This is a genomic window from Pseudoalteromonas sp. JC28, assembly GCF_013319255.1.
GTDB lineage: Bacteria > Pseudomonadota > Gammaproteobacteria > Enterobacterales > Alteromonadaceae > Pseudoalteromonas.
In genome coordinates this window covers 335,116-361,250 of the sequence record NZ_QOKX01000001.1, presented here as the reverse complement: position 1 = coordinate 361,250, position 26,135 = coordinate 335,116, and the positions used below count along the sequence as shown (strand labels likewise).

General features: G+C 43.4%; 37 protein-coding genes. 5 read left to right on the top strand and 32 right to left on the bottom strand.

Going from position 1 to position 26,135, the window contains the following annotated elements; translation table 11 throughout:
- Positions 1-36: 36 nt before the first annotated feature.
- The 17 genes from DS891_RS01570 to DS891_RS01490 all read right to left on the bottom strand — a co-directional run bounded on the left by DS891_RS01570 (position 37) and on the right by DS891_RS01490 (position 9,464).
- Entirely contained in the window at positions 37-1,059 is a 1,023-nt protein-coding gene (locus tag DS891_RS01570) for a hypothetical protein (RefSeq protein ID WP_174168654.1), read from the bottom strand.
- A complete protein-coding gene (locus DS891_RS01565; protein ID WP_174168653.1) occupies positions 1,059-1,883 on the bottom strand; it encodes a hypothetical protein in 825 nt (274 codons plus the stop codon). Before DS891_RS01565 ends, DS891_RS01570 begins: the two co-directional genes overlap by 1 nt.
- Complete coding sequence (locus DS891_RS01560; RefSeq protein WP_174168651.1) at positions 1,876-2,229, bottom strand: hypothetical protein; 354 nt, start codon at positions 2,227-2,229, stop codon at positions 1,876-1,878. Before DS891_RS01560 ends, DS891_RS01565 begins: the two co-directional genes overlap by 8 nt.
- 9 nt (positions 2,230-2,238) lie before the next feature.
- Positions 2,239-2,454, bottom strand: coding sequence for a hypothetical protein (locus DS891_RS01555; protein WP_174168650.1), 216 nt, complete (start codon positions 2,452-2,454; stop codon positions 2,239-2,241).
- A 115-nt stretch (positions 2,455-2,569) separates the two neighbouring features.
- Positions 2,570-2,896, bottom strand: a complete 327-nt coding sequence (locus DS891_RS01550) for a hypothetical protein (protein WP_138580192.1) — start codon at positions 2,894-2,896, stop codon at positions 2,570-2,572.
- 13 nt (positions 2,897-2,909) lie between these two features.
- On the bottom strand, positions 2,910-3,719 hold the full coding sequence (locus tag DS891_RS01545; protein WP_174168648.1) for a major capsid protein P2: 810 nt from the start codon (positions 3,717-3,719) through the stop codon (positions 2,910-2,912).
- A gap of 244 nt (positions 3,720-3,963) precedes the next feature.
- Positions 3,964-4,752 (bottom strand): hypothetical protein, encoded by a 789-nt coding sequence (locus DS891_RS01540; protein ID WP_368032153.1) that lies wholly within the window; start codon positions 4,750-4,752, stop codon positions 3,964-3,966.
- Positions 4,742-5,266: a hypothetical protein gene (locus DS891_RS01535; RefSeq protein ID WP_174168647.1), complete on the bottom strand. Its 525-nt coding sequence runs from the start codon at positions 5,264-5,266 to the stop codon at positions 4,742-4,744. The genes DS891_RS01540 and DS891_RS01535 overlap by 11 nt, the downstream gene beginning before the upstream one ends.
- A gap of 293 nt (positions 5,267-5,559) precedes the next feature.
- Positions 5,560-5,745, bottom strand: a complete 186-nt coding sequence (locus DS891_RS01530; protein ID WP_174168646.1) for a hypothetical protein — start codon at positions 5,743-5,745, stop codon at positions 5,560-5,562.
- Complete coding sequence (locus DS891_RS01525) at positions 5,745-6,023, bottom strand: hypothetical protein (RefSeq protein WP_174168644.1); 279 nt, start codon at positions 6,021-6,023, stop codon at positions 5,745-5,747. The genes DS891_RS01530 and DS891_RS01525 overlap by 1 nt, the downstream gene beginning before the upstream one ends.
- On the bottom strand, positions 6,024-6,227 hold the full coding sequence (locus DS891_RS01520) for a hypothetical protein (RefSeq protein WP_174168643.1): 204 nt from the start codon (positions 6,225-6,227) through the stop codon (positions 6,024-6,026).
- Entirely contained in the window at positions 6,220-7,248 is a 1,029-nt protein-coding gene (locus tag DS891_RS01515; protein WP_254605644.1) for a replication endonuclease, read from the bottom strand. Before DS891_RS01515 ends, DS891_RS01520 begins: the two co-directional genes overlap by 8 nt.
- A gap of 41 nt (positions 7,249-7,289) precedes the next feature.
- Positions 7,290-8,396, bottom strand: coding sequence for a replication endonuclease (locus DS891_RS01510; protein ID WP_217448568.1), 1,107 nt, complete (start codon positions 8,394-8,396; stop codon positions 7,290-7,292).
- On the bottom strand, positions 8,393-8,608 hold the full coding sequence (locus tag DS891_RS01505) for a hypothetical protein (protein ID WP_174168642.1): 216 nt from the start codon (positions 8,606-8,608) through the stop codon (positions 8,393-8,395). Before DS891_RS01505 ends, DS891_RS01510 begins: the two co-directional genes overlap by 4 nt.
- An 11-nt stretch (positions 8,609-8,619) precedes the next feature.
- Complete coding sequence (locus DS891_RS01500; RefSeq protein WP_174168641.1) at positions 8,620-9,009, bottom strand: hypothetical protein; 390 nt, start codon at positions 9,007-9,009, stop codon at positions 8,620-8,622.
- The gene (locus DS891_RS01495) at positions 9,006-9,257 is read right to left on the bottom strand and encodes a hypothetical protein (RefSeq protein ID WP_174168640.1); all 252 of its coding nucleotides are present in this window, start codon (positions 9,255-9,257) and stop codon (positions 9,006-9,008) included. Before DS891_RS01495 ends, DS891_RS01500 begins: the two co-directional genes overlap by 4 nt.
- Positions 9,258-9,260: 3 nt before the next feature.
- Positions 9,261-9,464, bottom strand: coding sequence for a YdaS family helix-turn-helix protein (locus tag DS891_RS01490; RefSeq protein ID WP_174168636.1), 204 nt, complete (start codon positions 9,462-9,464; stop codon positions 9,261-9,263).
- Positions 9,465-9,609: 145 nt separating this feature from the next.
- On the opposite strand from DS891_RS01490, the gene DS891_RS01485 reads away from it, so the two are divergent.
- A complete protein-coding gene (locus DS891_RS01485; RefSeq protein ID WP_174168635.1) occupies positions 9,610-10,074 on the top strand; it encodes a helix-turn-helix transcriptional regulator in 465 nt (154 codons plus the stop codon).
- 10 nt (positions 10,075-10,084) lie between these two features.
- A complete protein-coding gene (locus tag DS891_RS01480; protein WP_174168633.1) occupies positions 10,085-10,432 on the top strand; it encodes a helix-turn-helix transcriptional regulator in 348 nt (115 codons plus the stop codon).
- Between the two features lie 793 nt (positions 10,433-11,225).
- Here DS891_RS01480 and DS891_RS01475 read toward each other — a convergent pair.
- Positions 11,226-11,369: a hypothetical protein gene (locus DS891_RS01475; protein ID WP_174168631.1), complete on the bottom strand. Its 144-nt coding sequence runs from the start codon at positions 11,367-11,369 to the stop codon at positions 11,226-11,228.
- Between the two features lie 352 nt (positions 11,370-11,721).
- Here DS891_RS01475 and DS891_RS24760 point away from each other — a divergent pair, with 352 nt between their 5' ends.
- Positions 11,722-12,903, top strand: a complete 1,182-nt coding sequence (locus DS891_RS24760; RefSeq protein ID WP_174168629.1) for a tyrosine-type recombinase/integrase — start codon at positions 11,722-11,724, stop codon at positions 12,901-12,903.
- A 107-nt stretch (positions 12,904-13,010) separates the two neighbouring features.
- On the opposite strand, the gene DS891_RS01465 is transcribed toward DS891_RS24760, so the two are convergent.
- From DS891_RS01465 to DS891_RS01400, 14 genes are all read right to left on the bottom strand, one after another.
- Positions 13,011-14,555: a recombinase family protein gene (locus tag DS891_RS01465; protein WP_174168626.1), complete on the bottom strand. Its 1,545-nt coding sequence runs from the start codon at positions 14,553-14,555 to the stop codon at positions 13,011-13,013.
- A gap of 24 nt (positions 14,556-14,579) precedes the next feature.
- Positions 14,580-14,819, bottom strand: coding sequence for a hypothetical protein (locus DS891_RS01460; RefSeq protein ID WP_174168625.1), 240 nt, complete (start codon positions 14,817-14,819; stop codon positions 14,580-14,582).
- 12 nt (positions 14,820-14,831) lie between these two features.
- The gene (locus DS891_RS01455; protein WP_174168623.1) at positions 14,832-16,097 is read right to left on the bottom strand and encodes a relaxase; all 1,266 of its coding nucleotides are present in this window, start codon (positions 16,095-16,097) and stop codon (positions 14,832-14,834) included.
- Positions 16,094-16,462 (bottom strand): plasmid mobilization relaxosome protein MobC, encoded by a 369-nt coding sequence (gene mobC, locus DS891_RS01450; protein ID WP_174168621.1) that lies wholly within the window; start codon positions 16,460-16,462, stop codon positions 16,094-16,096. The genes DS891_RS01455 and mobC overlap by 4 nt, the downstream gene beginning before the upstream one ends.
- A gap of 72 nt (positions 16,463-16,534) precedes the next feature.
- Positions 16,535-16,819, bottom strand: a complete 285-nt coding sequence (locus tag DS891_RS01445; protein ID WP_174168620.1) for a hypothetical protein — start codon at positions 16,817-16,819, stop codon at positions 16,535-16,537.
- Positions 16,820-16,873: 54 nt separating this feature from the next.
- Complete coding sequence (locus DS891_RS01440; protein ID WP_174168618.1) at positions 16,874-17,143, bottom strand: hypothetical protein; 270 nt, start codon at positions 17,141-17,143, stop codon at positions 16,874-16,876.
- A gap of 128 nt (positions 17,144-17,271) precedes the next feature.
- On the bottom strand, positions 17,272-17,544 hold the full coding sequence (locus tag DS891_RS01435) for a hypothetical protein (protein WP_174168617.1): 273 nt from the start codon (positions 17,542-17,544) through the stop codon (positions 17,272-17,274).
- A gap of 11 nt (positions 17,545-17,555) precedes the next feature.
- Entirely contained in the window at positions 17,556-18,200 is a 645-nt protein-coding gene (locus tag DS891_RS01430) for a hypothetical protein (protein WP_174168615.1), read from the bottom strand.
- A gap of 14 nt (positions 18,201-18,214) precedes the next feature.
- Entirely contained in the window at positions 18,215-19,135 is a 921-nt protein-coding gene (locus DS891_RS01425) for a hypothetical protein (RefSeq protein ID WP_174168614.1), read from the bottom strand.
- A 4-nt stretch (positions 19,136-19,139) separates the two neighbouring features.
- Positions 19,140-19,424, bottom strand: a complete 285-nt coding sequence (locus tag DS891_RS01420; RefSeq protein ID WP_174168612.1) for a hypothetical protein — start codon at positions 19,422-19,424, stop codon at positions 19,140-19,142.
- 78 nt (positions 19,425-19,502) lie between these two features.
- Complete coding sequence (locus tag DS891_RS01415) at positions 19,503-21,266, bottom strand: type IV secretory system conjugative DNA transfer family protein (protein ID WP_174168610.1); 1,764 nt, start codon at positions 21,264-21,266, stop codon at positions 19,503-19,505.
- A 2-nt stretch (positions 21,267-21,268) separates the two neighbouring features.
- On the bottom strand, positions 21,269-21,493 hold the full coding sequence (locus DS891_RS01410) for a hypothetical protein (protein ID WP_174168608.1): 225 nt from the start codon (positions 21,491-21,493) through the stop codon (positions 21,269-21,271).
- 1 nt (position 21,494) lies between these two features.
- Positions 21,495-21,695: a hypothetical protein gene (locus DS891_RS01405; RefSeq protein WP_174168607.1), complete on the bottom strand. Its 201-nt coding sequence runs from the start codon at positions 21,693-21,695 to the stop codon at positions 21,495-21,497.
- Between the two features lie 189 nt (positions 21,696-21,884).
- On the bottom strand, positions 21,885-22,280 hold the full coding sequence (locus DS891_RS01400; RefSeq protein WP_174168606.1) for a hypothetical protein: 396 nt from the start codon (positions 22,278-22,280) through the stop codon (positions 21,885-21,887).
- Between the two features lie 242 nt (positions 22,281-22,522).
- Between DS891_RS01400 and DS891_RS01395 the strand changes: the two genes are divergently transcribed.
- Together DS891_RS01395 and DS891_RS01390 are read left to right on the top strand one after the other, a co-directional pair.
- Positions 22,523-22,765 carry a hypothetical protein gene (locus DS891_RS01395; RefSeq protein WP_174168605.1) on the top strand — a complete coding sequence of 81 codons (243 nt, stop codon included), beginning with the start codon at positions 22,523-22,525 and terminating at the stop codon, positions 22,763-22,765.
- A gap of 57 nt (positions 22,766-22,822) precedes the next feature.
- Positions 22,823-25,963, top strand: coding sequence for a tetratricopeptide repeat protein (locus tag DS891_RS01390; RefSeq protein ID WP_174168604.1), 3,141 nt, complete (start codon positions 22,823-22,825; stop codon positions 25,961-25,963).
- Positions 25,964-26,135 lie beyond the last annotated feature (172 nt).

Sequence of the window (26,135 nt, the reverse complement as noted above, 5' to 3'; positions counted from 1 at the left end):
TTAATGCGGTGATGCTGTTTGTGACGTCTAATTTCATCAGACACGCTCCTCCAGCACTTGCGCGATGCCAGCCGATACCAACACAGGCACTTCTGCGTACAAATCTAAAAAATAAGTGAACGATGTGCCGTAGTACTCAAGTGGGTAATGGTCTCGCACATCGCCGTCGACAAAGCTCTCAACCATGAATACCCTGTGAGTACCTGCCGACATTCGCACTCTCGCGCGCATTTCACCACAACTGCGACCACCTGAACCAATACGCCATCCACCTCCAAATTCTAGCTGCTCGCTTTGCTCATCTCCGACTGTCCAAAATAGCGCTGGATTAGTCTCGTGCACCCCCTCCCAATCGTAGGGGTCATTGGGGTATTGGCGCTGCACATCAACGATTGCATTTGCATAAATGTAAAAATACTGATTATCCAGTTCGGGCGGTATTACGATATCAACGTAGCGCACACCGCCCGCCTCCATTTCTGAGCGCGTGGGCATTTGGCTTTTGGGCCATGCGTATCGCGCAGGTTCCATCAACTGGTTTTCGTAGAATTTTGTTGTCGTCTCGTCAGTGACCCAATAGTAAAGCTCACCGTAGCTATTTATCTCAATATCCCGCCCCGCCTCGTACAACCTGCCGTTTTGCACAATGCCAGCGCCAGAAGTCATATTAGAACCACCAATGTACATGTCGCGGTCACATGTAATTGTGGTTTTTAGGCGCGGTGGGTCATAATCAAGCAATTTATTGACGCCCGGCATCAGTGTTATTTGGCGTGATGTCATCATATTTGAGCGCATGGGCTGGGGCGTAAAATGATACTCGTGCCACGACACCCATATTGCGATATCCATTGCAAACTCTGTATATATCGCAACACGCGCAAACTTAACGCTATTCAGGTTCATACCCTGATAAATCTCAGTTTCCAGTTTTACACTACCGTGTTCATCAAAAAAACGTGCAAAGACACCTGTTAGCGCCCTTACTACAGCAAACGAGGTGCCCGGCACATTAACATCCCACAACTCACCTGCGGCTAGTTTGTTTTTCAAAATCATCAATTAGCCCTCATCATTGCTACAGCCATACCCATGCCACCCAAACCCAACATGACGTACATCATGGTTTTGTTGGTGCTGATTGCGAGTTGTTGACCATCCGAGCGCGTGGAGTGGTCTGCGAACTGCAGTGCTTGCTTATGCGCCAAAATAGTTTGGTCGCTGGCGTCTTTGTATGCGTCCTGCGTTGCTGTAATTACCTGCGCCCCCAAATCCTTTGCTAAGTTTGATGCGTTATCCATGGAATACACTGCAACGTCTGTCATGCGTGCATTTGCATTGTCAGCGGCATCAATTGATAGGCCAGCGAGTTGCGCCGAGTTATCCATTGCGTAACTGGCAACGTCAGTAATTCGTGCGTTTGCATCCCCTATCGCACCAATCGTTGTGTTTAGCGTGTCACCAGCAAAACCAATAACATCGCTATTGATACCAGCAGACAACCCCAACATCTCACGCGCTAAATCGCCATTTTCGGCGAGCGCATCTCGCGTTAGTGAGTTTTGTGCGTTGATACTGTCACCCGCAATGTTTCGGGTCATTGACAGTGCATCGCCCGCGAAATCTAGTGAGTCGCGATTTACATTCCCTGCAAAATCAAACCCGTCTCGGGTCATATTGCCTGCAGCATCAAAACCCGCGATATTTGCATCAACTAACCCCGCACCTAGTGACTCAATTGCGCTAACCAGTCCGCCGTCAGTCATGTTGTACGTGTTGCCGCTACCATTTGTGATAAAACCATTATTGTCACCCTGAACACCAATACTCGTACTGGTGTTGTTGGTAACTTGGCGTGATGTACTTCTGGATTTACTACCCATTTAGCGTCATCCTATAAATTGCATAGCCGTCTTCGTCCGTCGACTCGTACACAAATTGATAGGCCGACAATAAACGTTTTAACGCCTTGCGTTTTGTGTGGTAAACAATGGAGGGGGCTGAAATGCGGCGAGCTAACGACACCACTTTTGGTGCAATCGACAGCAGGTTTTTACCTGCCGCGCACACCACACACAACCCGTCACGGTCTACACGCAACACGCAATAGCATCCATCAAACTCAACCAGTACCGCCGAACCATGCGCCACTTCATTTTTTACGGTTTCATAGTCTGCCGCTGCCGCTGATTTAATTTGATGAATTTCGCTAATGTGTGCCACGCGCATACCGCCCCCCTATTTTTTCAACAGAAATAAGGCGGCAATCGCCACAGCACCAATAATCAACAATTGGTTGTTAGTGCCGCCACCGAAATTGATATTTCCACCCTGAAAACCAATTCGCTGCATTTGGTCGCCTGTGCCAGATGTTGCGCCTGAACTAATGGGACTCCCCGCCCCATTAGTCATACTGGGCATCGCACCCGTTGCACCTAGCATTGCGCCAAACATTACGACTGCCCCGCAGGTTTGCGCATCCAATCACGTACATAGTCAGCCAAAATTGCACCCGCGACCGAGATAGCCACGCCATACGCAAAATACTTTAAGTTCTTCGGATTACCTTTCATTTCATTGCCTTCATAATTAGTGCCACAGCCAACAACCCACCAAATCCGTACAGTACGGTTGATTGTGGTAAACCAAACACCATTGGTTCAGTAGGTTGCGCGGTTTGGGTTTTTGGTGCGTCCACAAGCACCGCCGCACCATTGTCTAGCTCTGCGGTGTTCATGTGTTCGTTTTGGGTGATGCCGTTTGATGACTTGATGGCCTTAACCTTTTCGACATCGCCCCAAATTTTCAGCGCGTTACCCAAAAATGAGTTCGCGCCATCCCACCAACCGCCACCCGTTGTAGTTGCCGCCATTGTTGGCGCTCCCTCTGGTTGCATTGGTCAACCCCCCTTAGAATGTTGATTTTGCGTAGTCGTCGAAGTAATGCACGACCACTTCAGCGCTACCCGCTTCAGATGCCTCAACACGTAAACGCATGTCATTGATGGTGTTATCCAGCGCTAGCGCACTAAACACATCCCCTGCCAAAAACAGGTCAATTGCGTGTGTATTGGTTCGTGGTGAACGGCCGCGCTGCTTTAGGTGGTGCGTGTGTAGTGGTGCAGGAATGTGATCACGCCATTTCACGTTGTTCACCAGAAATTCGGCAGACGTAACGCCCGCTTTTTTAATTTCAATTAGCGCGATTTTTGCACCCAATGGACGTGGTAGGTTTTCAATTTCGTTGATACCGACCGCAAAGTTGTAGCGGAACGAACGGCGTTTGAATAACCAACCAGGAGCAGAACCAGAAGATTTTTCCGCGAATGCTTTAATCACCGGTGCAGTTGCATCCGTTGCGATATCAAATTTGATTTGTGCGATAGACAGGCCAGTTGTACCCAACGCAAAAAAGCGTTGCTCAACCAACGATGGATTTAATACACCCTCAATCTCAGGACGCACAAAGTACAGCGTTGCAATACCGTCAACCTGCTCACGTTTAAAATATGCGTTCTCATCCAGTAAGTCTTGCAACGTACCGTACTCGGTAAGTGTGCGGCCTTGCAGCTCAACTTTTAGATTTTTGATTTGTGCAGGTGTTACGCCTGAATATTCAAAATGGATTTTTTCGTATGTGCGGCCAACTGGCAGCGTTAACGAAACACTGCCGCCAGCAGCAACACCAGTTAGGTTATTTAGTGGAGAAACTTCTAACATTGCGCCCCCCTTAACCTACGATTGTGCGTTTGATTGAACGAAGCGCACGAACGTTATTAAGAACGGCCAGCACACCCAACGTGACGCCAACGGCAGTCAGAGTAGATTTATTTAACATGCGATGATTACCTTGTTTGGTTTTAAAATCGCTAAGTAATAAATCAGGCGTTTCGCTCCGCTGTACAACGGTTTTCGCTCCCCCTATAGCGAAAAGAGCGAAATTTTCGCTCTTTTTGGGTGTTTTTTAAGCAGCTCGGAGCTGGTCAAATGTCAGATTTTCGGCTTTACCCGTTTTTAAATGGATTACTTTTGGCTCAGTATTCCCTATTCCCCCCTTACTTTTTACCAAATAATAAAGCCGCTCATCCTCATAGAGGGCATTCAATTTGCTGATCAGGTAAATGTCTTGTAGGTCAGCATCCAATTCTACGGAAACCCGCTTTGCATCCGCTTGCGCTTCCTGCGCCCCGATCACTTTACGTGGCGAATTGTTCCAGATGGTTTTGGGCACTTCCTGCGAACGCTGAAATACAGTGTGCAAAACCACACCGAATTTTCGCCCACCCGTTGCCAGTTCACCGATGATAGAGTCATCCTTGCCAGCGGTGTCGCTGAGCTTGGCAAGCTCCTCAATCACTACGTGCAACTCTCGGTTGCCGTCTGCGGCTTCCCACATTAATTGACCAAACCAGTAGAGCTCGGCCTGTTTGGCTTTTTTCAGTTGCTCGCCTTTGAGGGATTTCGGAAACTCTGGACTATAGGCGACAACAAATTTCTTGCTCGAACGCCATGCTTCCACAAACGCACGAGCAAATTTCCAGCGGTTTGCGTAGTGATACACCGCACGGCCACCCAAACCATTAAAGTGGCCGAGCTTGCGGCCGTCGTATTTATAATCGCCGTACAAATCGAAAATCGCGCACTGATCACCCACCATATTCAGCAACTTAACGGCGGTAGTTTTACCGCCGCCAGTTCCTGCCAAATAACATACATGCTTTGCTTTTAAAGCATTGTTAGAGTTAATGGCCACTAACAACCTCCGTATTTTCGCTATTTAATTCGCTCTTGGTGTTCTCTTTTTCGTATGCCTTAATTTGCTTAAATACCGAAATCGCAGCAGTGCCAAGAACAAGGCCGAGTTCGATTTCTTCTTTCCATTTCACCATCCAAGAGGGCATCCCGCCCTTGCAGTATTTACGCACCACAGGCGCGGCTTTTTCTGCAATCACCTCTCGAGTGTCGTTATCAATGGTCACAGGGGCTTCAATGGTTGATTCGATAAAGTCGGCCAGCGAAGAAACGCCATACCCAGCCAGCGCACTAATGTCGCCGTCGGTCATTTCTTCCGATTCAGCAACTTCCCCCACTTGCTCATCCTGAACAGCCGTGAATTTATCTAGATGGCTGTATTCGTCCACCTGTGGCGATTGCTGCAACTCCGATTGCGCCGATTGCGAGCCACCCCCAAAAGTTAAATCCTCCATCGCCGTCGCTATCGCTGTCTTCTGTAGTTCCGCTGGTAACTCGTTCGCTTGATTCTGCATGCTCTTTCGCTCCTAGTTCGCTAATTTGTTCTGTTTGTGGCACCCATTCATCAGGTGCGGGATTGTGTAAAACCACCTGCGTTTGCATTTCGCTATTTTCGCTCTGCAAAGCTTGCGGTTGCTGGGATTGTTTATTTACCGCTTTCGCCCATTTCGCTTGAACATAGTCCCCGCTTCTTTGGTCCATTCCGCAATTGGAACAGTGCAAGTAAAAAAGTTTTCTGCCGTTTTTTCGTCGCTTGATGCTGGCGAACGTGCCGCAGCCGTCACACTCAATTACGCCTAGTTCCTCGTTAGTCGATTTCGCCATCTTGCATCCCCTCTAACATTTCTATTCGGCTCGCCATTTCTGACATTAGCGACACCGTGTCATCAAGCGCGGCCTCTGCCAGTCTAATTTTTTTACCTACCTGAATGGCTGGTAGCTTTTTCGCCTCATTAATTTTCCCAGCGATTTTTACGATTTTTTGCTGCAACATTAGTGACACTCCTGACTTATAAATAGAGCCGCTATCCGTTTACACACCTCACTAATATTTGATTCATCAATTTCCCACAGCGGTTGCTCAAATCCATCTATAACCAAGAGCAACCCTTCAGGTCGATGCCACAATTGCACTACACTTACATTCTTACTGCTTTCGAACATCCCTATAACAGAGCCAGCAAATGGCGCTTCCGTACATGTCCACCTCATTAGCCTCCACGCATCTTCCAGCGCACTCGCACAGTTTGTTTGGTTTTCTGTTAATTTCACTTAATTCTCCTCAGATTCCCAATGCTCATATTTTTTCACCCACTTCACGCGCTCGACTGTGCATGTGATTTTGATGCCCGATTGCTCTAAACCACCATTGATACATTCGTCCAGCATCCCCTCAAATACATATTCTTTTAACGCTCCATGGAACATGAATAACAGGCATATCACGCCCCCAGCCAGTTTGTACCCATCACGCATAACTCATTGACTCCTGCATTAGATTCCCGCCGCGAACCCAGTAATGAGTTACGGTTTGGTTGATTTCATCATCTTCTTGGTACGTTGCCCCCCGCATCACCGCTTTTCGATGTTCGGGTGGTATTAAATGAATGGGGTTTACCTTTTCCCCATGCCCAATCTGCCAATCATTGGCTGGGGTATTACAGTTATTTCCAGTGCTCCAAGGAGAGTCGCTGTCGCTCCTCTTTAAAAGCCATTGCGTAACCCGAGTGACATAGGTAAACCCGCGCGATGCGATACCTATGGTGCGCTGTTTTGGCTCTCCGTATGCGTTAGCACCGTTTTCTTCCTTGGCTAGCTCTACTGGCCTTGATTGCTCACCCAATGCGCCGCCGAGCAATTCAATAAACTCAGCAAAGCGGCTATTGTCGGCCGCTTCGAATATCTCTTTTGCGATTTCAGACAGTTTTTCGACTGACTCTTTAGGCACACGGCGAAACTCGCGCCATATACCAACAGGCGCACCGCCGATAAATTGAAATTGACGAATRCGCCAACGGCTAGCCCATGCCGCTACATTCATCACAATGCCGTTTTCAGACTCAATAGGTAGCCCCGTTTCGTCATCAAACATATCGCCCATGTGCGCGCCGTTTATGTTCTTGGAAATGTATTTGATGATGTACGACACCGCGTCGCCTTTGCTTTTGTCTTCCGGTGTGGCATCAAAACGATTTTCTGCAGCGCCCTCTTCGTCGCCATCGTGTTGCAAGGCATAGCGGCGCAGGGTGTTTGTGACTGTGACTTCGTCATTTGGCTTCATAAACAACACCATRTGCCAGTGCGGGGTTGCATCTGCGTGAGGCTCAACAATACGCAAACCAAACACCCCAATTTTAGCCTTGGATAACTCAGCGCGGACTTTCGACCATTGTTTTACCAAATACTCTTGGGTTTCGCGTGGCGATGCGTTGTTATATTTGCCGCTACAGGCGTGGTACTTAGACGGCGCAGTAACGGTGTAGAACATGCACGCCATGCCTTTTTCCTCTGCCCATTCTTTATAGCCACGAATGCGAACTATCGCGGGGTTGCATCTGCGTGAGGCTCAACAATACGCAAACCAAACACCCCAATTTTAGCCTTGGATAACTCAGCGCGGACTTTCGACCATTGTTTTACCAAATACTCTTGGGTTTCGCGTGGCGATGCGTTGTTATATTTGCCGCTACAGGCGTGGTACTTAGACGGCGCAGTAACGGTGTAGAACATGCACGCCATGCCTTTTTCCTCTGCCCATTCTTTATAGCCACGAATGCGAACTATCATTTCAATACGCCTGATTTCAGGGTTAGAAATGGAATGGTCAAAAACGTGTTTCAGGTCGATGGTTTCGCCGTCCTTGCTTTCAAGCTGCATGGACTCAACCCATTCACGTTGTGACTTTTTGCTGTGGCGGAACTCTTGAACTGCATCTTTGCTGGCATACGGGGAGACCCCTTTTTTAACCAGACCCATAGTGATATTTAAATGCTCAAGCGTGGTGTCGCGTAAACGGTTTAGTTTGCGCAACCACCATTTATCACATTGCATGCGGCGTATTCCGCGCTCTAATCGGTCTGCTAGCAAATTGGTATCGCAACGCTCCCAAGTACCGTTTACTCTCTTGGACTTGGCGGCGTTAAAAGTGGCTTGATATGGGGGCGTCACCCCTTGCGACATCGTGAAATCATGCATTGCAATATAACTGGCAAAAACCAGTTGCTCTGCATCTTCAAGAGTCGTACTTTCATCAAACTCAACAATACCCATTTGCTGGCAAATCGTGGTGATCTGTTTGGCTTTATCTTTACGGGCTTTTTTGCTGTTTAATTCGCGGATAGTAAGTGGCGAACGGTCAACAATTTCAGTGACTCGCTCAATGGTTTTTCGCAGGTAAATATTTGCTGAGCGCTCAGGGTTTTTCGCTGTCTCTGAGTTAAAGCGTTTCGCATACCCATGTGCAGCAATGCGGCGTAAGCGGTTAGTAGGTATTAGCGCAAGCTTTTCTTTAACTTGCTCTGCAACCTTATCAAAACCGAACTTACCCCAACAATGCGGAGCAGCCCTAGTAATGGTAATGGGCTGCATCTTTTCGCTATTGCCGACAAGCTCCCAGCAAATGGGAAGTGAACGCGATTCAATCACGATTTAGACTCTGCTCTTTCTAATTCATCCTCAATGATGATTCGCAACTTCTTAGCAATACCTCTTAAGTGCTTTTTGTCATTTTCATTTACGGATGGTGACGGCAAGCGGTACTCAATAGCTTTTAGTACCTGCTGTTTTTCAAGCGTTGAAAAAGGGCAGTCATGTTTTTCAGGCGTGCTACTTCTTTTAATAGGTGAATTGTTTGTCATAGGCGTACACATTATTTATCTCTCCCTTTACGAATAACCGAACCAGGAGCGCCGTTTTCTTCAAAGTATTTAATGCAGTTACGACATAGCCAATGTTCTACAACTTCGCGATTCGGCTGCGATACCAAACCAACTGTTTCGCTGCCAGCAAAATCGCTGTTTTGGCAATTCTCACACTCCAGCAAATCATCAAGCATCTCTTGCAGCGCCTCGCTGGTTTCAATAGCTCCCCATTCGTTAAGAGTGGCAATATCACAAAGAATTAATTTAAGAGCCTCCTTATTCTCCCGCGCTTCTGTCTTGGCTTTTTCCTTTTCATCTAGGGTTAGCTTTTGGTATTCATCAATAAGCTTCCAGTAGTGTTCGATTCTCTCGCTCATTAATTTTAAAAGTGATTTCATAGGACCACCCTTTTGCTTGCGCTCATGCAGTTGCGTGCTGCCATGGCTAGCGCTGATTTCAATAATTGGTTGCTGCGTTCGCCGTTGCGTTGGGCGCGGGTTTCTTGCTCGATGCGCTTTTGCTCGGCTTCGTGCTGCGCTTTGTGTGATTTGATTTGAGCGCGCAATTGGCGGATTTTCATTCGCTGAATATCCCAATGTGATGGCTCGGTGATTAACTCGTCGATTTCTACGATTGAATGGCTCATGATCTAGTCCTTTATTAGAAAAATATCTGGACGTAGCTCAGTGCGACTTACACCAGTGACCTTTTCAACTTTAAGAACCAACTCGGCAGGCACCTTTCCTTTTTTCAACCAATAAGAGACTTTTTGTTGAGTAACCTTACCGCCAACAGCCTCTGCCAGTTGCTTCTGACCACCTATATTATTAATAGCTTGCTTTAGTGCAGACATAATTGCTCTCCTTTTTTTTGAACAATACAATCAAAACAAGTTAAACACAACTTTTCAAGTTAAATTTTACTTGTTTTTATGTTTGCCGCTATATCCCTTTACTTGTAAGCTAGTGACATAACAGTATTTTCATCAGGAATTGACCATGACAGAAAGCATTGGACAAAGAATCGCGAGATTAAGAAAGTCCAAAGGTTTGACCCAACTACAATTAGCTGAGCTTGTTGGTATGAGCCAGCAAGCCTTTGCTTCTCTAGAAAAAAAAGACACTCCACCAAAGCGAATTTATGAAATCTCAGCAGCGTTGGGAGTCGATGTTGGTTATATCTACAACGGTGAGAAAGGCAACTCATCGTTGTCAGTGGTCAAGGAAAGTGCATCAGACTCTTTTACTTGTGACGAGATCGAAGAAGTAATACCTGTAGCATTAGAACGAACAATCGTTGCACTACAAAAACAGTTTCAAGCACAAAACATTGGAAAGCTAGACATAGTGAAACACCAAGATATTATCGCTAGCTTTTTGGGCGCTAGTATTGCTGTCGAACTGAGTGGAGATTACGAAAGAATAGCCAAAAAATTCATAGAGCTAGAAAGTTTAAAAGCGTAGGTTATACCGAATGAATAGCTACTGGGTGGCAACTGCTAAAAAGCGCATGAAAGATTTAGGCCTTAAACAATGTGACCTACTAGATGTGTTTGGCGTTACAACAAGGGGAGCTGTCGGGCATTACTTTTCGGGTAGGCAGCCAATCAACGTAGATCAGCTAGAAGCACTTTCCAAGAAATTAGGCATTAGAATAGATTACTACGACACTAATGACGAACGTTATTCAATTGACGAGATAAATACACTGCTAAGCTATTGGATCCCAAAGCTTTCGAAAACAGGGCTTGCTCGATATGAAACAACCCCTGATATCATAAAAAACTTGATTATAAGCTCTCTCTCAGATAAGCAAAAATAATCAACTAGCCCTTTTTAATCGTTGAACTCTGCTAATTAAATTGTCTCTTTTGGATGAGTGAATGATGTTAAGAGCAACAGTATCCTCACCCCGAGCTAACTTAGAATCAATTTTTTTAGATTCTACCAGAATATCAACACAGTCGCTCAAAAGACTACATTCTGCTACTCCAAGAGTTTTCCCTTCTTGCGTTTCCTCTTTTGGCTCAGGCCTATACTTTAAAAGTCTATGACAAAATAGCAAACTCCCACATAAGCATAGGAACGAAAGCACAAACAGAAACACCATCAACATTACAAACTCCGTTTAAAAACTCTGTACTTAATTGTAACAAAAACAGCACTAAATGCTACACAAATATTAACATAAGGTATGCTGTACTGATAAAGTTTCCTTAACACCTCACTGTCTACATTTAACAAAACGTAACTCACATACCTAAGTACAGTTACCATAGTTATCACGACAAAACTAGCAGATACTAGCACAGCAAACTTACTGGCTCGAACCTCTCTAAACACATGAATTGTACATAAAAATGATGTCGCAGTTAGATAAAACACAGAGAAAGACAAATACCACAGATGCCTCATAAGCTCTCTATCATATATGTCAAACTTACTTTTAAGAAAGTAACCCCAACCATGCATCATTCCATTAAAAATGCAGAGCACTACTAGCGACCAAAGTATACTTTCATCCTTTGAACCGCTTTTAACAAATAAAATTAGTGCAACAAAATTAATGAACACTACAAAATCACCAATTTTAAAAAGCAAATCTGCCATCAAGTTTAACCTTCGTTAGTTTGCGTCACTCCACCTGAGTAATTCATATCGACAGCTTCAGTCTTTGGTGGCTCAACGCCATTCCCGCCCGTACCGCCAAAAACCTTTTTAAGAAGCTCATTAGGGATCACAACAAAATTTATATTCACAATTAATCTCCACTTACTTTAACTTACAAGACAACAACTTTTCAAGTAAAACAACCTTGACAAACCACTTAACGTGTAACAACCTATAAAAACACTTGAAAAGTGGTTTTATAGACAACTTGCTTGTCAATGATAACAGAGTCTAACAATGTTAAATAGTGAGAACAGATATGTTAAATCAAATGGCTTGTATCGGTTCATGGATACCGCAGGAAATGTACTTAAGGGTATACGGAGAGGAAAAAAGCACATTAGACGAAAGGATCAGGCGAAAACACTGGGTAAAAGGAACACACTATAACGTTCCGCGTGGTTCAAAAGGTCGTTGGATTAACATTGAAGAGGTAAACAAGTGGGCAGCGGGACAAATAAGTACATCGGCGTATTTACACGCAAATTAAAATCCGGTGAACGCCTTAACATTACGTTCAATTACCAAGGTGAGCGCTGCCGTGAAGCGCTCCCCGGGCTAAACCCTGAATTAAAGGGTGATTGGGATTTTGCCTTTGGGCTTAAAAAGGAAATTGAACGCATGATTCTACTCGGGAAGTTTGATTATGCTAACTACTTCCCAAACTCTCCTAAAGCCAAGAAATTTGCAGCTAAATCAACCGCAACAGTTAATGATTATTTAATGGAATACATTAGCAATAGTAAAAAGCGCGGTCTTAGCGTATCAACGATAGAGGGATATGAAAAAGCCAAAAATGCTTTTAAATCTATTCATCACATTAAAGTGGTAGACCTCACCCCGTCTGATATAAAGCGATACATAAAAGACTCGAATGTGACTTTAAAAACTATGCGTAATCGTCTGAGCGTGCTGAATTCAGCGCTTAACGAGGCTGTGGTAGATGGTGTGTTACCACTAAACCCATGTACATCTGTCAAACCACACCAATACATGAATAAAGTTGAAAAAGTGTCGGCTCGCGGTGAACACGATGATGTGGATCCTTTCCGCCCAAAAGAAATAGCGGCAATTTTAAACGCCTGCCGAAATGAATTAGAACGTAACCTGTTGACCGTCATGTTTTACACTGGCATGAGACCATCAGAAGCAGCTGCTTTACAGTGGATTGACGTTGACCTTGTTAATGAAGAGCTAAAGGTTTGTGAGGCGGTGATTTGGGACTCTACGAATAAAAAATCAGTTACTAAAGGAACAAAAACAAAATCGGGGAATCGAATTATTGAATTGCAACGACCTGCCTTGGAATCGCTACTCGCTCAACAACAGTATACAGGTGATAATAAGTTTGTTTTCATTGAGCCTAGACAAAAAAAGCAATTAACGGGTGCAGCCCAAATTCGTAAAAACATTTGGATACCCGTTCTTAATAAAAGTAATGTTCGTTATCGGCATCCGTATCAAGCTCGACATACGTTCGCAACAATGCTGATTAGTGACGGGCGTAACTTATGGTGGATAGCCGATCAGATGGGTCACGATGGTCCTGAAATGCTATTCAGGCATTATGGTAGTTACATTAAAGAGCATGATTTGAAGCTAAAACAAAAAAGCCGCACTTGATGCGGTTTTTTGTTGTATACACAAAACTCTGTCACCAGTTTGTCACGGGCTTGATTGGAATCTAATAAAATCAATAATATTCATTAACTTACACCCCATGTTGACAGTCATTCAAATCCCCCCAGCTCCACCACTTCATAGTGATTTTTGGAACCACCCAAAAATTGCCCGCAAAGCCTTATAGGCTGGGCAATTGGGTGGTTCAAAAATCCTTCTTCCTTATCGTACTTCAACATACCCGTGAACAAAATTTTGAGCAATGCGTTGCGATCTGCCAAACACCCTGTATCCCAGAGCTGACGCGGGTTCGATAACCAGATCATAGCGGTTCTAAAAGCGTGTTCAAAGCTTGGTTTCGATTTGCCTATATTTTTACGCTTTTCGCTTAGTAAAATTTTCTGGCGTTCTAGCTCTTGGATAGTCTTTTCATAGGTATTGATAAGAGTTGGGCTATCGGTTTCAAGTAAACGGTCAACCAGCTTATCGAGCTTGGCCTGAATTGCACTGCTCTCTTCTTCGATAGATTTTAAATTACCAACACTATTGTTATGGCGCTTATCCCACAGCATCTTCAGTGCTTTTTGAGCAACATGGAACATTTCTTTTGGCATGCGCAGTGCTCCCAGTAGGTTTCTAAATTCCTGATCAATTACATCACGTTTGATGGTTTTACCGTATTTCTTACACGCTTTTTTCGGACACCAATAATATGGGTATTTCTTGTTGCGCCCTTTTGCCATTGCTGCGGTCATTGCTGTACCGCAGCATCCACATGCGACATGCCCCCGCAAAGTAAATTCATCACTAATAAAAGATTGCTGCGGCTTGCGTGCTCCCCCTTCAATTTTATCCAGAATGGCCTGATGCGTCTCAAAGCTAATCAGCGCTTCATGTTTTGCGGGATGCATATGGATATTCCATTTTGGTACGCTTATATAGCCTGCATATAATGGCTTTTTTAGAATATCCGCAACACGCTGGTACGGAACCTTGCCTTTTGGGGTTTTAGGGAATGCTGCAAAGGATTCAAAAAAGCGCTTTACGTCAGTTTGAGTTTCAAACCGATTGGACGCAAAGCCTTCAAGTCCTTCTTTAATAATAGAAGCAACAGGCTCATCTCTCACAAGGATTTTTCCGTGCTCTGGTAGCTTGTCGTATTTAAGGCCTGGCACGGGGCAATAGCACCAGTAGCCATTTAAAACACGCGCGCTCATTCTGTTGATGACTTGCTCTTTATTCTTTTCCCTTTGGTGCTGAGACACAGAGGCTAGGAGGTTTTCTACCAGTAACGAGTCTGAGTCTGTGCCGAACTCAATGCTTGGGGATTCCAGTTTACCGCCAGCTTGTTGAATGGTCGTTCTTAACTGCAAATGCGCTTCCAGCCCTCTTGCTAAGCGGCTGATATCATCAATAATGACAATCGTCTGCTCAGGTTTGCGGCTTTCTAAATATTGCAGCAAATCTTGCATTCCAGGGCGCTCAACTAAGCCTCCTGAAACACCTTCGTCATAGAAGACTTCTTCTACATGGTAGCTCTTAAATTTCGCGTATTCTCGGCACCTCGTCTCTTGCGAGGACAATCCGTGTCCCTCTTTTAGCTGCCGCGCACTGGAAACGCGACAATAGGTGACTGCACTTTGCGTATGTGACATGCAATTCCTCCTTTGATGAGTTGGTTAATGCAATGTTTGCGTTGTTGATGGGGGTAACTTTGAATCTAATTCCATCTGTGTATTCTGTAAATGATTTAATTCCAATTCCCCGCGTTTACAGCGCACAGGGTTAATATTCCACTCTTTATCAACAATGGCCTCCATGGCAAGCCAAGTGAATTTAACCATGGCTTTTCTGTCATCTAGCGGCATATCCATGCCTTCTGTTAGGGATAATAAGGTGTTGAACTCGGTTGGTGTCATATTGTCCTCCTGCTAGATGTTAAGTGTTGGTTTGTCATCTGACTTCGAAAATCGAATTTTCTGCCTCAGCTCTGGGGTTAAGTCTTGCTTCATATCTTCGCTCAATTGCGCTTGCTCCTGTTGTTGCGCTTCCCGTAATACTTGCAGCTGGTTTTGAAGGCGCTTACGCTGTTCAAGCTGAAACTGGATGAGCTTTTCTTTTTCGCGCTCATCTCGCGCAATGGCTTGCTGCGCTAATTGTTCATTTTCCTTATGCTGCTTTTTGGATTTGCCTGTTAGGTAATCCCAAAGCCCAAGTAATCCTTTACGGATTTTGCTTTGCCGCTCAGCTTGCTCTTGCTGCGCTCTTGTTGTTTGCGCCAACGTCATTTGCTCACGCATGCTGCGTTGCTCGGCTCGCAAAACTTGTTTTTGATCTGTCAGTGGCTTGATTGCAAAATCGTGCTTAGCACGCAATGTTTTAGAAAAGCGCTTGTGGAGCTGTTCATACTGATCTGCAATCATGATTTCTGTTTCTTCTACTGTTGGTAAATCACTCGGCTCTCCAAGGCGAGCTTTCACCTCTTTAGCTTTAATATTCAAACTGCGAGACAAAGAATAGATTTCACCGCGCCAATCCATCGCCACAAATCCCCTACGATCTCCTTTTGCGAGAAAAAAACCGTTTTCAGACAGCGCGTGGCGAAGTGCTGGCTTGCTGTCTGATATTTTCCAGCATTGTTGTAGCGCTTGTTTTATTTCTCGTGGATCGACCCCTGTACGCTTGCTTTGTTGCCACTCTGCCAAGGTAAAATTTAAGGGATTGGTTAACTTTTTAGAGACAAAACCCTTGGGCAGATCCCAGCCATAATCAAGGTATAGCTCTTTCGCGATGCCATTAAGCCGCTGCTTATAAAAAGGGAGCTTGATGGCTTTCATATTCTCACCATCAATCCTTGAATACACACAATGCGCGTGCCTGCGTCCTTGCTTTTCATGGAAAATAATTGCGCGTGGTTGCTGGTTTAAATTCAGTTCTTGCTCAATCCGCTCTATTGCCTCTTCAAATTCTTTGATGCTGACTTGCTGATTGTCTGGTGGGTTAAGCGACAAAGAGAATAGAAATTTTTGGCAGCGCGTTGCCTTGGCAACCGCTTGCATCTCTTTAAATGCACCAACAACGTCATCACTGATAACACCACGCAAGTCATGCACCGTGACATGCTCATTGTCTTCTGTATTCATAAGGTGCAAGGCGAGCTGCTTAGCACCAGAGCGTTGCGATGCTTTTAAGATCATTGTGGCTTCAACCCTTGCGCAGTAATAAGTGAGCGGCGCATCCACATCACCGCATCATAGGCTTCATGAATTTGTGCGTTGGTGTCTGGGCTCAGGATTAAGTTTCCTGTGTTGATTGCTTTGGCAATCTGGTTTAAGTTGTTTGGAATTCTTGAACGACCGAGTAAATGCAGTATTTTTGCAATGTCTTGATTGTGGCTTTGCGGCATTAATGCTTTTTGCTGCGCGGTACTCAAAGAGGTATCAGTGAATAGTCGGTGCTTTATCCACTTAGCCTCACTGACTTTCATCGCAGCTGCCTCAGCTTTGATGTAAGCACGCTGCTTTGCCGTAAAACGGATTGAGTAAGGGGAGCTTACTGTCATGTTCCATCCTCTTTTAGGTGAATACGAGTATTGAAAAAGCTGGGCTGAAGCCATCAGCCCAGCAATTGATAGTTAGTGACTCAGCGTGTTGGTTTGTTTTACGCTAAGGCTGTCAGTGGCATTTTTGCGCAGTGCCTCAAGATCTTCTTTGGATGGACGTGGCTTAACTATGAGTTTGCCATGAACCGTGTCACCAACCATGTTTTCTGATTGACTACTGTTCCAAAGAGCCCCAATTTTCATTGGCCTCGCATGCTCGCCATTGCCAATTATCTGCAACACATCAAAATCAGGTTCTCGTCCTTTCTTTTGTGTATGCTGCTCTTTATCGTGCTGGTTTTGTGCTCTATCAGTCATTGTGTCTCCTGATTAATTGAAGTTAAATTTACACATAAGTTGGCTTTGCAATATTTAATGAAATGTTGGTTCTGGCTCCTCCAGCCAGCTCTCTCTAGGGCGGTATCCATAGTTGGCTGCACTTGCCATTGGCACAATGACGAACTCAATCCCCGCAAGCTCACCTTCTGTTCGGTGATGAGGAAGCCCATCTTGTTGCGCATAGCCCATAGCTAAGTAATCAATTTGCCCTTCTTCTATCGCTATCTTTTGAAAGACAATATGAGTTGGCTTGCCGACGGACGATGTGTTGATGTCCAGTTCATTAAATTCATCTAAGATCATTTTTTCTCCTAATCTTTGGTTGCGTTTTACTCTTACATTTGGCGGTCAAAATCGTAAATTAAGTGTTAAATATCAAACCCTTGACGGCGGGCATCCTGATAGAGGATGCACCTTTAAAAATAAGTTAATTACAGCTTCAAGTTGCATTCACTTGTATGGCTTAAAGCATTGAATTGAGCCCGAAGCAGGCCTTCATTACGCACCTTTTCAAGATCATTTCGTAACTTTTTACTCATTTCGCTCATTAATTTTTCACCCTCACGCAGTTGGTTGGCTTGTGCTTTGTAATACTCTGTATGTACCTGTTGCTCTAGTACGCCCCCTGGTGTGAGCTGTGGTTTCAGCTCAGGTTTTGCCAGTCTGGAGCGGAGCGCCTCCAGACTGGCTTTCGTGACCGTCACATGGTCTTCAACTACAAAGGAATAGCGGTAAAGCGAGCACCAGCTTTATTGAAATACTGAGCCCACGCTTTGCGTAACTGTGTGGTTTCTCTATCTTGCCTACCCGCACCTAAGCCAAACATCACAACATTGCATCCTTTAACATCTACAAATTCGCTAGGCGCTGGAAGCGACTGTTTGCCCGCCATCAATTTATTAGGGTTAACGTATTCAGATGCCTCAATACCGTCTGATAAAATCAGTATTGTTTTTGGAGCTTTCTGACAATCCAGAGCATTACGGTTAAACCATGCCAGCAAGTTGGTGCTAGGTTGCGGCTCGCTCCTTTCTGGTAGTGTCATAATGTAATGGAGGACTGCTTTTTCAATGCGCTTACGCTTTTGTCTGGTAAGTGTGTATTCATAACGCTCTAGGTTTTTTGCACTTTGTAGCTCGCCAAATGTTTGAACCAAAATGCTGTCTCCCAATTTTAGAGATGACATTTGCTCCGCTGAATATTGCGCAGCTCGTTTGACGAATGCTGCATTTGATAACATCGGATTCGACTGACTGACATCAACAATAATATGTAAGTCATCAGCAACAGCGTAACTTTGAACACCGATTGCCAAACATGCTGCAAGTGCCGACTTTTTGATAAAAGATGAAACTTTCATAAGAATATCTCCCATTACTGAGTGTGTTTTAAAATGTCATCACGTGTGATTGATTGAATTGGCTTTATTGCTTTCTCTAAAGCCGCTATGTTGATCTGATTTGGTGGCACTAGGCCTTCTGGACGCTGTATAAACTTTTCTCGATTGAGTAAGTTAATGGTTGGCTCCAAGCCATGCTGAATGGTCAACAGCACCTCGTCTGCAATTTCATTGCATAGTGCAAAGTCATCCCGCATTTTTAGTGTGTCTAACTCTTTTTGCAGTGCCTCATATTGTTGTTGGGCTTGTTGATACTCAGCGATATTTCTATTGTCTTGTTTAACGGCGCTATAGACTTGAACCGCTTTTCGAAATGACTGCTCCGCTTTAGTGAGCGCATGGTTTGCGACAAACACGGATATAACTGTCAATGAGCCTATACCAATAGAAAACAGAACACCCGCTAACGGAGAAACAACATCCACCATCCATTTAGCCATTGGGTCTTTGCTCTGCGGATCTAACTGTTCTGCTTGAAAAACAATGTCTTCAGGAAACAACATGTCTCCCACGCCGCCATGATAAAGGCTAGCGACAATTAAAACGCCGATGCCAATTAAATAGACGGGTATCAATAACCCTGCGAGCCTATCAATAAACTTGATCACGGGGTGTTTTGCGTTCTTATGCGCTAAGAAATGCACAGCAAGCACAAGGATTAAGCTCGCCAAGGCCATGATCCAAGGCTTCCAAATCGTGTCGTCTTCCCCGAAGATTGTTTCAAAAGTTGCAAAAACAATATGGGCTTCAAAGCCAGTCACCGCCAACGAGACAATCGCTGCCACTACAAATGTCACAATCAATGCGGTTAATTTTAGCGATGCCGCCGCACTGGGCTGGCGAAGTGACTCAAGTGTGGTGATCACGATTGAGTCAAAAATGGATGTTTTTTGCATGGGGCTACTCCTTTTCTTGATTAAAGGGGTGATATGGGCTAACAACATCATTAATTACGGAGTTGTCAGCTGCGTAATAATGTCTCTGGTACATCGCACTGGCTGCGTTTTCCGCACGGTGAACGCATTGCTGAATTTCAAACTCTAAGGCATTGAGCTTTTCTTGATGCTCTCGTTTTCTTTGCTGAAATAAGCTCTTTACTAAAGTCAGATCAGGGATCTGATGCGTTTGTACGGATTGCTTGATATGAGCGAATACGCCGAGTGTATTTTCATCTTGTGTGTTCATGCTTCTGTCCTCTCCTGTCAAAATTTCATTACCATTATCTTCATTGAATAAGCTGCACTGCATCGCCAGAGCGTTGCATTAACTGTTCAGGCGCTCACCTTTACTCCTGTGTCTAAAAATGGATTTTGGATTGAAAATCAGCCTGCTCAGAAAGCGTAGAATTGGCTCTCTATGCCCACTATCTAGGCCAAATGCTGTAACTGGTAGTTCTTTGAAGTAAGGAGCCAGCTTAAGGCGCATAGCCCTTGCCCCAGCTCGAATGACAATTAAGTTACCCGTATCTGGGGATAGAAAACGCTTGACCTGATCAGGGGTCATCACCAAGCTTTCTCTGTATGTTTTCTTACCTGTTCTAGGGTCTTTTTGGACGTGTGTTTTCTTGCCAAGCGCTTCACTGACATAGTTATAGTTATCTGGATGATTTGTACCCATGAACAAAACTGCATCCGCATTTCCTTCAAAACTGCCGTAGGTTTTGGGATAGGCCGCTTTCATACCTTCACGGTCCTGAGCAATCGCCACAATAGAAAGTCCGTATGAACGCGCAACAGGCAGCGCAGTCTCTAGCGTTTCGTTGTACCCCATAGCCTGAACTTCATCGATAACAAACAACGTTTGTCCCGATTTTTTAGGCACAGATTCAAAGGTGTAATTAACAAAATTTGTGAATAGGCGAAATAAAGGCTTTAGCTCTTCGCGTAAGCTCAGCACTGGAGCAACAAATGAAAACGCGACGTCATTACGTGTTTTTGCTTCTGATAGCGACTTAGTTGTCGCAGACAACATATATTTCACCGAAGGAGATGCTAGCCATTGCAACTGCTGTTGGAGCGTTGCAATCAATGAAGATTTCGTATCTCCTGAGGCATTGATAAAGGCAGACGCGCTTGAAGCAACAGCACCATCAAAAGCAGTATTATTAAGCAATTGGTTATTAAGCAACGCAACGGCTTCTTCAGATGTTGTCTCTAGTGAACCGTCTTCGTTAAAAACACGCAGCCCATGACAAGCTATTTCGTGCATAAATGGGAGCGTGTGAAATTTGTCTTCATACGCCGATAACATATGCAATAGCAGTGCTGTCACATAGCTTTTGCACGTATCTGTAAAAAAAGGGGATTTGCTATCAGCTAACGTAATGATGAGACTATTGGCTAAACGTTGGCACCATTTCACAGCAGCATCTTGCCCTTCGCGCTGCATGGCAGCCTTGATGTCATTCAGAGGGTTCCACTGGTCTGATTTTTCTGGATTATGCGGATGCAACTGTACCCATTCACGCTTATCATAGGGGGCGCGTTTTTCGGTCTGCTCTCCTTTCGGATCAATGATGATCAAACTTCCCTGATATAGAGACATCAAGGTCAGTGCATAAACTGATTTACCAGCGCCAGAAGCTGCATAAATCATTAAGTGGGTTTTAATCGAAATTCCAACAGGATTAACTAAACCAAAGCCTGCAAACCAAACCCTACCCAAGACAATTTGAGAGCCGTTGTTATACTCCATGGTCATCGTGCTGAGTGTGGACGAAAACCCAGCCGTATGCTGTTTACCAAATCTGAAAACGATCTCGCGCCATCGTGCAAAGGCCATTTTTAAACGAAATACACTTCTCCACCCAGGCAGCACACTGGGCAGCGCTTTATAAAGCCTTGGAGAATATAGCCCTAGCGCTCTAAACATCTGAAGGAAAAGAAATTTTAGAATCAAGCCAGTAATAATGTAAGTGACAGCAAATACAGCCATTACTGCCAAAACATCTTCCGCTGGCATAGATTGCAGGTCACCCACTAGGGCTATCAGCTGCGGCAAGTGCTTTTCAGCTAAATAAAGGCTCATTCTCACGCCCCCCTACCGTAATAACCAAACACTTTGCGTAGGACTAAGGTGAGAGTTATTCTGATGACATGCCCCCAAAAGAAGAACGCAACAAAACCAACAATGATTGCTTGTAGCTGCTCCGATAAGTACGCTAAGCGGATGTCAAAGAGAGCCAAGACAGCCTCAACAATCACAAGTGCTGGCAGCTTGGCGTAGTGAACTAAAGTTTCAAGAAAAGCGGTCATTTTACTGACCGCCATTTGATGATTTTAAAGTTGAAATTAAGTTTCTGACTTCCTGAACAGCGATTATCCCGAATGCGAGGCAAAAGAGACCATCACCGTGATACGCTGAAAGCGCAATACCTGTCAGCGTTGCAATAAGTGCAGATACCAGCAACGTACATTCCAAAACTATTTTTAATACTGCCTGGTTTGATGATTTCATGCCTGCCACCTCTTTTTGAACTGATTAGACTGGATAAAGACCTACGTGTGTAAGAACACTGCATGTGTCAACGTTGCTTCCTTTAACTTCATACTAAGTGAGTGGAGCACCACGATTGGGAAACTTGAGTGAGCTCAAAAGTGGCTGCAATAGCAGCCACCTCTATGCTCTTTGAATTTAAAAGAAGCATCAAAAGTCTTCCTCATCATGTTGCGGCTTGAGGTGCTCTTCGCACCAATTAGCAACATGGGCCGCATAAACTTCATCTTCAGACTGGACAACTAAACACTCATTGGCGAGTAAGTCCCAGCTACGCAAAAATGTATTTGGATCATGAAGCTGTTTGCGAATGGTTCGACCTTCAAAATCCGTCATCACTTCCCAGCTAGGTACAAAAATGACCGATAGCTTTGCATTACAGAACAGATTTGCATGGAGGATTGATAGCTCTTCCAAACCATCTCGTTCAGACCATTGATACTTGTTACCAACTCTTCGTAACCCTTCGTTTAACGCTTTTTGGTTCTCTTTGCCTGCAAAGTATTTTTGCGGCATAAATTTTAAGTCATGCTTTTTTGAATTCATTGTCTTCACCATTAAGTGAAAACAGCGCTGTTTTCATTTTTAAGTCACTAATTAAACAATTGGCCGATTGCTACCCACTGAAGAGGTTCAGCAGATAGAACAAGCATGCAAAATTATCTAATACTCGTATGTGGCGAAGACGGGAAGTTCATTTCCATAAAAAAGGAAGTGACGTTTTCTATTGACCTCATTACCCCAAATAGGATAACCATTTTTATGGTAAAAAATTGAAAGGCTATGGAATGGCAAAAAGTGAATTCAATGGAGCTTCAAAAGACTTCGATGATAAAGTTAATTTTCGCACTGAAGACATGCAATTAGCGGCAAGAGTGTTATGTAGGGAAATGGCAAAAGTAGAAGGCAAAAATGTAGGGGATATAGTATCTGAGGCCATATGGGAAATAGCTAAAGACCGCTTACACCCATTGCATATCAAATTAGCTCTTGAACGAGGGAATGTCGAAAACATTCCTGAGGTACTTTAAGAGAGCTTAGGTTAAATATACACTGGGCCTACAGCTGATGTTGCACAGGCCTAGAAGATGGACACTTTTAATTTTGAGACTTATTGGAGAGCTTTACCAAAACAAGTTAGAGCAGCTATAAATCTAATCTGCCTATCAGTTTCAGGTACTGATTACAAAGATCACGACAGCAAGAAAGTTTGGGTTGGAAAACTCTTTTGGGCCTACATAACAAAAGAAGGAAAAGGACCAAAAGAACAGTTACTATTTAGAAAAAATGTCGACCGCTACACACAATGTGACTGGAATACCTTAGCAAGGGTATCTAACAAAGGTTTAGGTTCTCAAAGCTCAAAAATTGCATTTTGCTATTCTGCACACCTTCATGAAAAACATTATAAAATTTCCATTTTTAACTTTATTTTTGATTTTATAAAGTATTGCAGTGAAAGAAACTCCAGCTTCAACTTTGAGACACTAAGTAGCTCAATAAATCACTTTAGAGAAAGCCAATACCCGCCATTGGGTTTACCTCAGCCTAGGGTTTCAAACGGCATAAATCACTTCGCTAATAGAGCAATAAAGAAAATCGTTGGTAGGGAAAATGAGCTCGCAAAGTTAAGAGCGTTTATTGATTCTAATGAACAATTTTCTTGGTTTCAGATAGCTGGCTCATCAGGGATGGGGAAAAGTAGACTTGCTTACGAAATGGTAATTGAAGCTAGAGAGAGAGGCTGGATTGCAGGCTTTTGGAAAAGCAAACATGACTTGAGTTTAAATACAGTTGATAAATTCGAAAATGAACTAAGTGAGTGGAACCCTACTGTCCCTCATTTAATAGTTTTTGATTATGTCCTAGGCCGTGAGAAAACTATAAAAACACTACTTGAATTTTTGTGCAGTAAAAGTAACCAAAAAGAGGAAAAAGTCAGGTTAATTTTAGTTGAAAGACAAAGTTGGTATCAAGAAGATTTAAAAGCAACTAATTCAGAAAAAGAGAAACATAAAATATCTAATAATAAATGCTCTGCATGGTTTATGTTAGTTTCTGAAAATGGAGTCGACAATCACAGTATCAATCAATGTAGATTTGAGAGTGGCTTTCTAGAATTGGGAGGCTTGAATGAAGACAACCTTCTTGAAATTATTAAACTTTCATTCGAGATAACAACAGGTAAAAAATTTGAAGAAACCCACATTAAAAGGGTAACCCTTCTACTTCAAAGTTGCATCCATGAAGGAAACCCTCTGTTTGCAAGCTTTATTGGGCAATATTATGATTACGACACAATAGTGAATTTGCAGACTCGCGAACACCTTTTGAATGAAGTTCTAACGCGGGATTACCATACGCGCTGGAAAGCAGTATGGGGGTCATCAACTCCAGCTATTGGAGAGGATATTGAGTCTATGAGACTCGCAGTTCTGTCAAATATTGTGGGAGGTTTAGACGTAACTGAGGCTAAGAACAATAATCTATTAGGAGCTGTTAGCAAGCACGATTTTAATCAAGCCCTAACTATAAATGGTACAGACATTGCTGATAGTGCTTTCTTCACTGATCTATACATCCCCGCTTTACAACCTGACATATTGAGAGAGTGGTTTGTACTTTCATCTTTAAAGGGGACTATCACTACTGAGAATATAATGGGCATTGCATGGAAGTATAACCCAGTAAAAACATCTAACTACCTTCTCAGATTAATACAAGATTTTGCATCGAGCAGCGTAACACAAAAAATTCTTAATTTCAGACCAAATGACCAAAAATCTTGGAAGGAACTCTCATCTAACTCTTTCCAAATAGCAAGTAAATTAACTGAAGAGAACTTAAACTTACCAGAACACATATTGCAATGTGATTTTTTCAATCAAACGAATGATTTCATATATAATCAGATTTTATCAATTTTTATAGATAATTACCTCGCATTCAGTGTGGAAGCACGCCCCTGCTCAGCAGAAAGGATGTTAGCAGAAATAAACAATCGCTATGACTTCATTAGGTCATATGCAAAGTACAATTGGTATGTCCCAGCTTCAGATTATAATGAAATTGAAACAAAAATGATTCATGACTGGACATGCAGATCACTAGAGGGGTGTGGGTTTTCCAGCTTTAATCTTGGTTTTTCATATTTCATTGGAGGCCAAGTTAACCCAGACATGAAATTAGCAAATAAATACCTAAAATCTGCCGCTGAACAAGGGTACGAAGCGGCAAAATTAATTTTAGGAGTTATTTATTACACTGGGATTGGAGTAGAAAAGTGTTTTGATACAGCAGTTAATTTCTTCACATCATCACTAAAAGATAACTGGGTTAGAACAAACGAAATATTAGCGTTACATCATTTTTTCTGGGGGACTGACAATTCAATAGATATTGAAAAAACCAAATACTATTTACAAAAATCAAATAGCCGTTTCGCCAAAGAGTTTTTTCGAACCAAGAAAGATATAGAAAAAATAGGTTTCGAGTCATCTTTTGACTCACTGACCTACATTTCCAGACATTTACTACATGAATACTCATTATCAAAAGGGTTAATAATTCAAACATGTGTTATGTTTTCCCTTACGACTAAAACCGTTACATTCTCATCTGGAAAAATCTTTAATGAAAAGTTCAATTTTTCCCACAGCCCTAAGTACTTTTTTTTAAATTTCGACCCAGCTTCATTGCTAATGGAAGTTTTCCTAAAAGACCTTGAGACAGAAAAAAGCTATGTAACTTACGCTCTTGTGGAGAGGCAGCGCTTAGCGTTACTACCGTCAATTCCGCTAGATTTTCCTCCATCTAGAATTGAGCCCTCTATGAGTTCTCCTATGGAACTTTCAGAGGACAATAATGCTGTAATTGAATATTTAATTTTTAAGCTCTATTGGCATTCTGGTTTGCACGTTGTTACAAACAACAGCAAGGCTGGATTACTACACCATTTGAACAATGAGAATTGTTTTATTACCTATAAATATGGTGCATTTAACAAGGAGGGCTATAGGGCTTTTAGAGGTTTTGCCTTCGTTGATGGATATAGCGATGCTTACCTGATGTGTGCAACCTTTGTAGTCTTCTCTAATGGAGCCATAGAAATTGAATACCACATGGACGAAGATATATATATTGAAAGTATACCTAAGACTTCCGACGTTGTAGATGTGATCCGCTGGAGAAGCATCAATCAGAACTTATCGATTCAGCTATCACTTTAATAACTTCTCTATTTGTTCATGTTACTTCCCGCAAGATGTCCCCTTTGTAATACATTTGAAATCAATACGACACTGACGTGTGCTAGTTGACCTCAAATACAAAGGGGCTCTCTTGGCAAGGGAAGCCGCTGCGCTTTTTCCCGTTGCATCCCTTATCGCTTTTTCTAATTTC

Excerpts from the sequence above, each read along its gene's own strand:
- DS891_RS01570 (WP_174168654.1), bottom strand. The coding sequence starts at position 1,059 with ATGATTTTGAAAAACAAACTAGCCGCAGGTGAGTTGTGGGATGTTAAT.
- DS891_RS01565 (WP_174168653.1), bottom strand. The coding sequence starts at position 1,883 with ATGGGTAGTAAATCCAGAAGTACATCACGCCAAGTTACCAACAACACC.
- DS891_RS01560 (WP_174168651.1), bottom strand. The coding sequence starts at position 2,229 with ATGCGCGTGGCACACATTAGCGAAATTCATCAAATTAAATCAGCGGCA.
- DS891_RS01555 (WP_174168650.1), bottom strand. The coding sequence starts at position 2,454 with ATGTTTGGCGCAATGCTAGGTGCAACGGGTGCGATGCCCAGTATGACT.
- DS891_RS01550 (WP_138580192.1), bottom strand. The coding sequence starts at position 2,896 with ATGCAACCAGAGGGAGCGCCAACAATGGCGGCAACTACAACGGGTGGC.
- DS891_RS01545 (WP_174168648.1), bottom strand. The coding sequence starts at position 3,719 with ATGTTAGAAGTTTCTCCACTAAATAACCTAACTGGTGTTGCTGCTGGC.
- DS891_RS01535 (WP_174168647.1), bottom strand. The coding sequence starts at position 5,266 with ATGCAGAATCAAGCGAACGAGTTACCAGCGGAACTACAGAAGACAGCG.
- DS891_RS01530 (WP_174168646.1), bottom strand. The coding sequence starts at position 5,745 with ATGTTGCAGCAAAAAATCGTAAAAATCGCTGGGAAAATTAATGAGGCG.
- DS891_RS01520 (WP_174168643.1), bottom strand. The coding sequence starts at position 6,227 with ATGCGTGATGGGTACAAACTGGCTGGGGGCGTGATATGCCTGTTATTC.
- DS891_RS01505 (WP_174168642.1), bottom strand. The coding sequence starts at position 8,608 with ATGACAAACAATTCACCTATTAAAAGAAGTAGCACGCCTGAAAAACAT.
- DS891_RS01500 (WP_174168641.1), bottom strand. The coding sequence starts at position 9,009 with ATGAAATCACTTTTAAAATTAATGAGCGAGAGAATCGAACACTACTGG.
- DS891_RS01495 (WP_174168640.1), bottom strand. The coding sequence starts at position 9,257 with ATGAGCCATTCAATCGTAGAAATCGACGAGTTAATCACCGAGCCATCA.
- DS891_RS01490 (WP_174168636.1), bottom strand. The coding sequence starts at position 9,464 with ATGTCTGCACTAAAGCAAGCTATTAATAATATAGGTGGTCAGAAGCAA.
- DS891_RS01485 (WP_174168635.1), top strand. The coding sequence starts at position 9,610 with ATGACAGAAAGCATTGGACAAAGAATCGCGAGATTAAGAAAGTCCAAA.
- DS891_RS01480 (WP_174168633.1), top strand. The coding sequence starts at position 10,085 with ATGAATAGCTACTGGGTGGCAACTGCTAAAAAGCGCATGAAAGATTTA.
- DS891_RS01465 (WP_174168626.1), bottom strand. The coding sequence starts at position 14,555 with ATGTCACATACGCAAAGTGCAGTCACCTATTGTCGCGTTTCCAGTGCG.
- DS891_RS01460 (WP_174168625.1), bottom strand. The coding sequence starts at position 14,819 with ATGACACCAACCGAGTTCAACACCTTATTATCCCTAACAGAAGGCATG.
- DS891_RS01455 (WP_174168623.1), bottom strand. The coding sequence starts at position 16,097 with ATGATCTTAAAAGCATCGCAACGCTCTGGTGCTAAGCAGCTCGCCTTG.
- mobC (WP_174168621.1), bottom strand. The coding sequence starts at position 16,462 with ATGACAGTAAGCTCCCCTTACTCAATCCGTTTTACGGCAAAGCAGCGT.
- DS891_RS01445 (WP_174168620.1), bottom strand. The coding sequence starts at position 16,819 with ATGACTGATAGAGCACAAAACCAGCACGATAAAGAGCAGCATACACAA.
- DS891_RS01440 (WP_174168618.1), bottom strand. The coding sequence starts at position 17,143 with ATGATCTTAGATGAATTTAATGAACTGGACATCAACACATCGTCCGTC.
- DS891_RS01430 (WP_174168615.1), bottom strand. The coding sequence starts at position 18,200 with ATGAAAGTTTCATCTTTTATCAAAAAGTCGGCACTTGCAGCATGTTTG.
- DS891_RS01425 (WP_174168614.1), bottom strand. The coding sequence starts at position 19,135 with ATGCAAAAAACATCCATTTTTGACTCAATCGTGATCACCACACTTGAG.
- DS891_RS01420 (WP_174168612.1), bottom strand. The coding sequence starts at position 19,424 with ATGAACACACAAGATGAAAATACACTCGGCGTATTCGCTCATATCAAG.
- DS891_RS01415 (WP_174168610.1), bottom strand. The coding sequence starts at position 21,266 with ATGAGCCTTTATTTAGCTGAAAAGCACTTGCCGCAGCTGATAGCCCTA.
- DS891_RS01410 (WP_174168608.1), bottom strand. The coding sequence starts at position 21,493 with ATGACCGCTTTTCTTGAAACTTTAGTTCACTACGCCAAGCTGCCAGCA.
- DS891_RS01405 (WP_174168607.1), bottom strand. The coding sequence starts at position 21,695 with ATGAAATCATCAAACCAGGCAGTATTAAAAATAGTTTTGGAATGTACG.
- DS891_RS01400 (WP_174168606.1), bottom strand. The coding sequence starts at position 22,280 with ATGAATTCAAAAAAGCATGACTTAAAATTTATGCCGCAAAAATACTTT.
- DS891_RS01395 (WP_174168605.1), top strand. The coding sequence starts at position 22,523 with ATGGCAAAAAGTGAATTCAATGGAGCTTCAAAAGACTTCGATGATAAA.
- DS891_RS01390 (WP_174168604.1), top strand. The coding sequence starts at position 22,823 with ATGGACACTTTTAATTTTGAGACTTATTGGAGAGCTTTACCAAAACAA.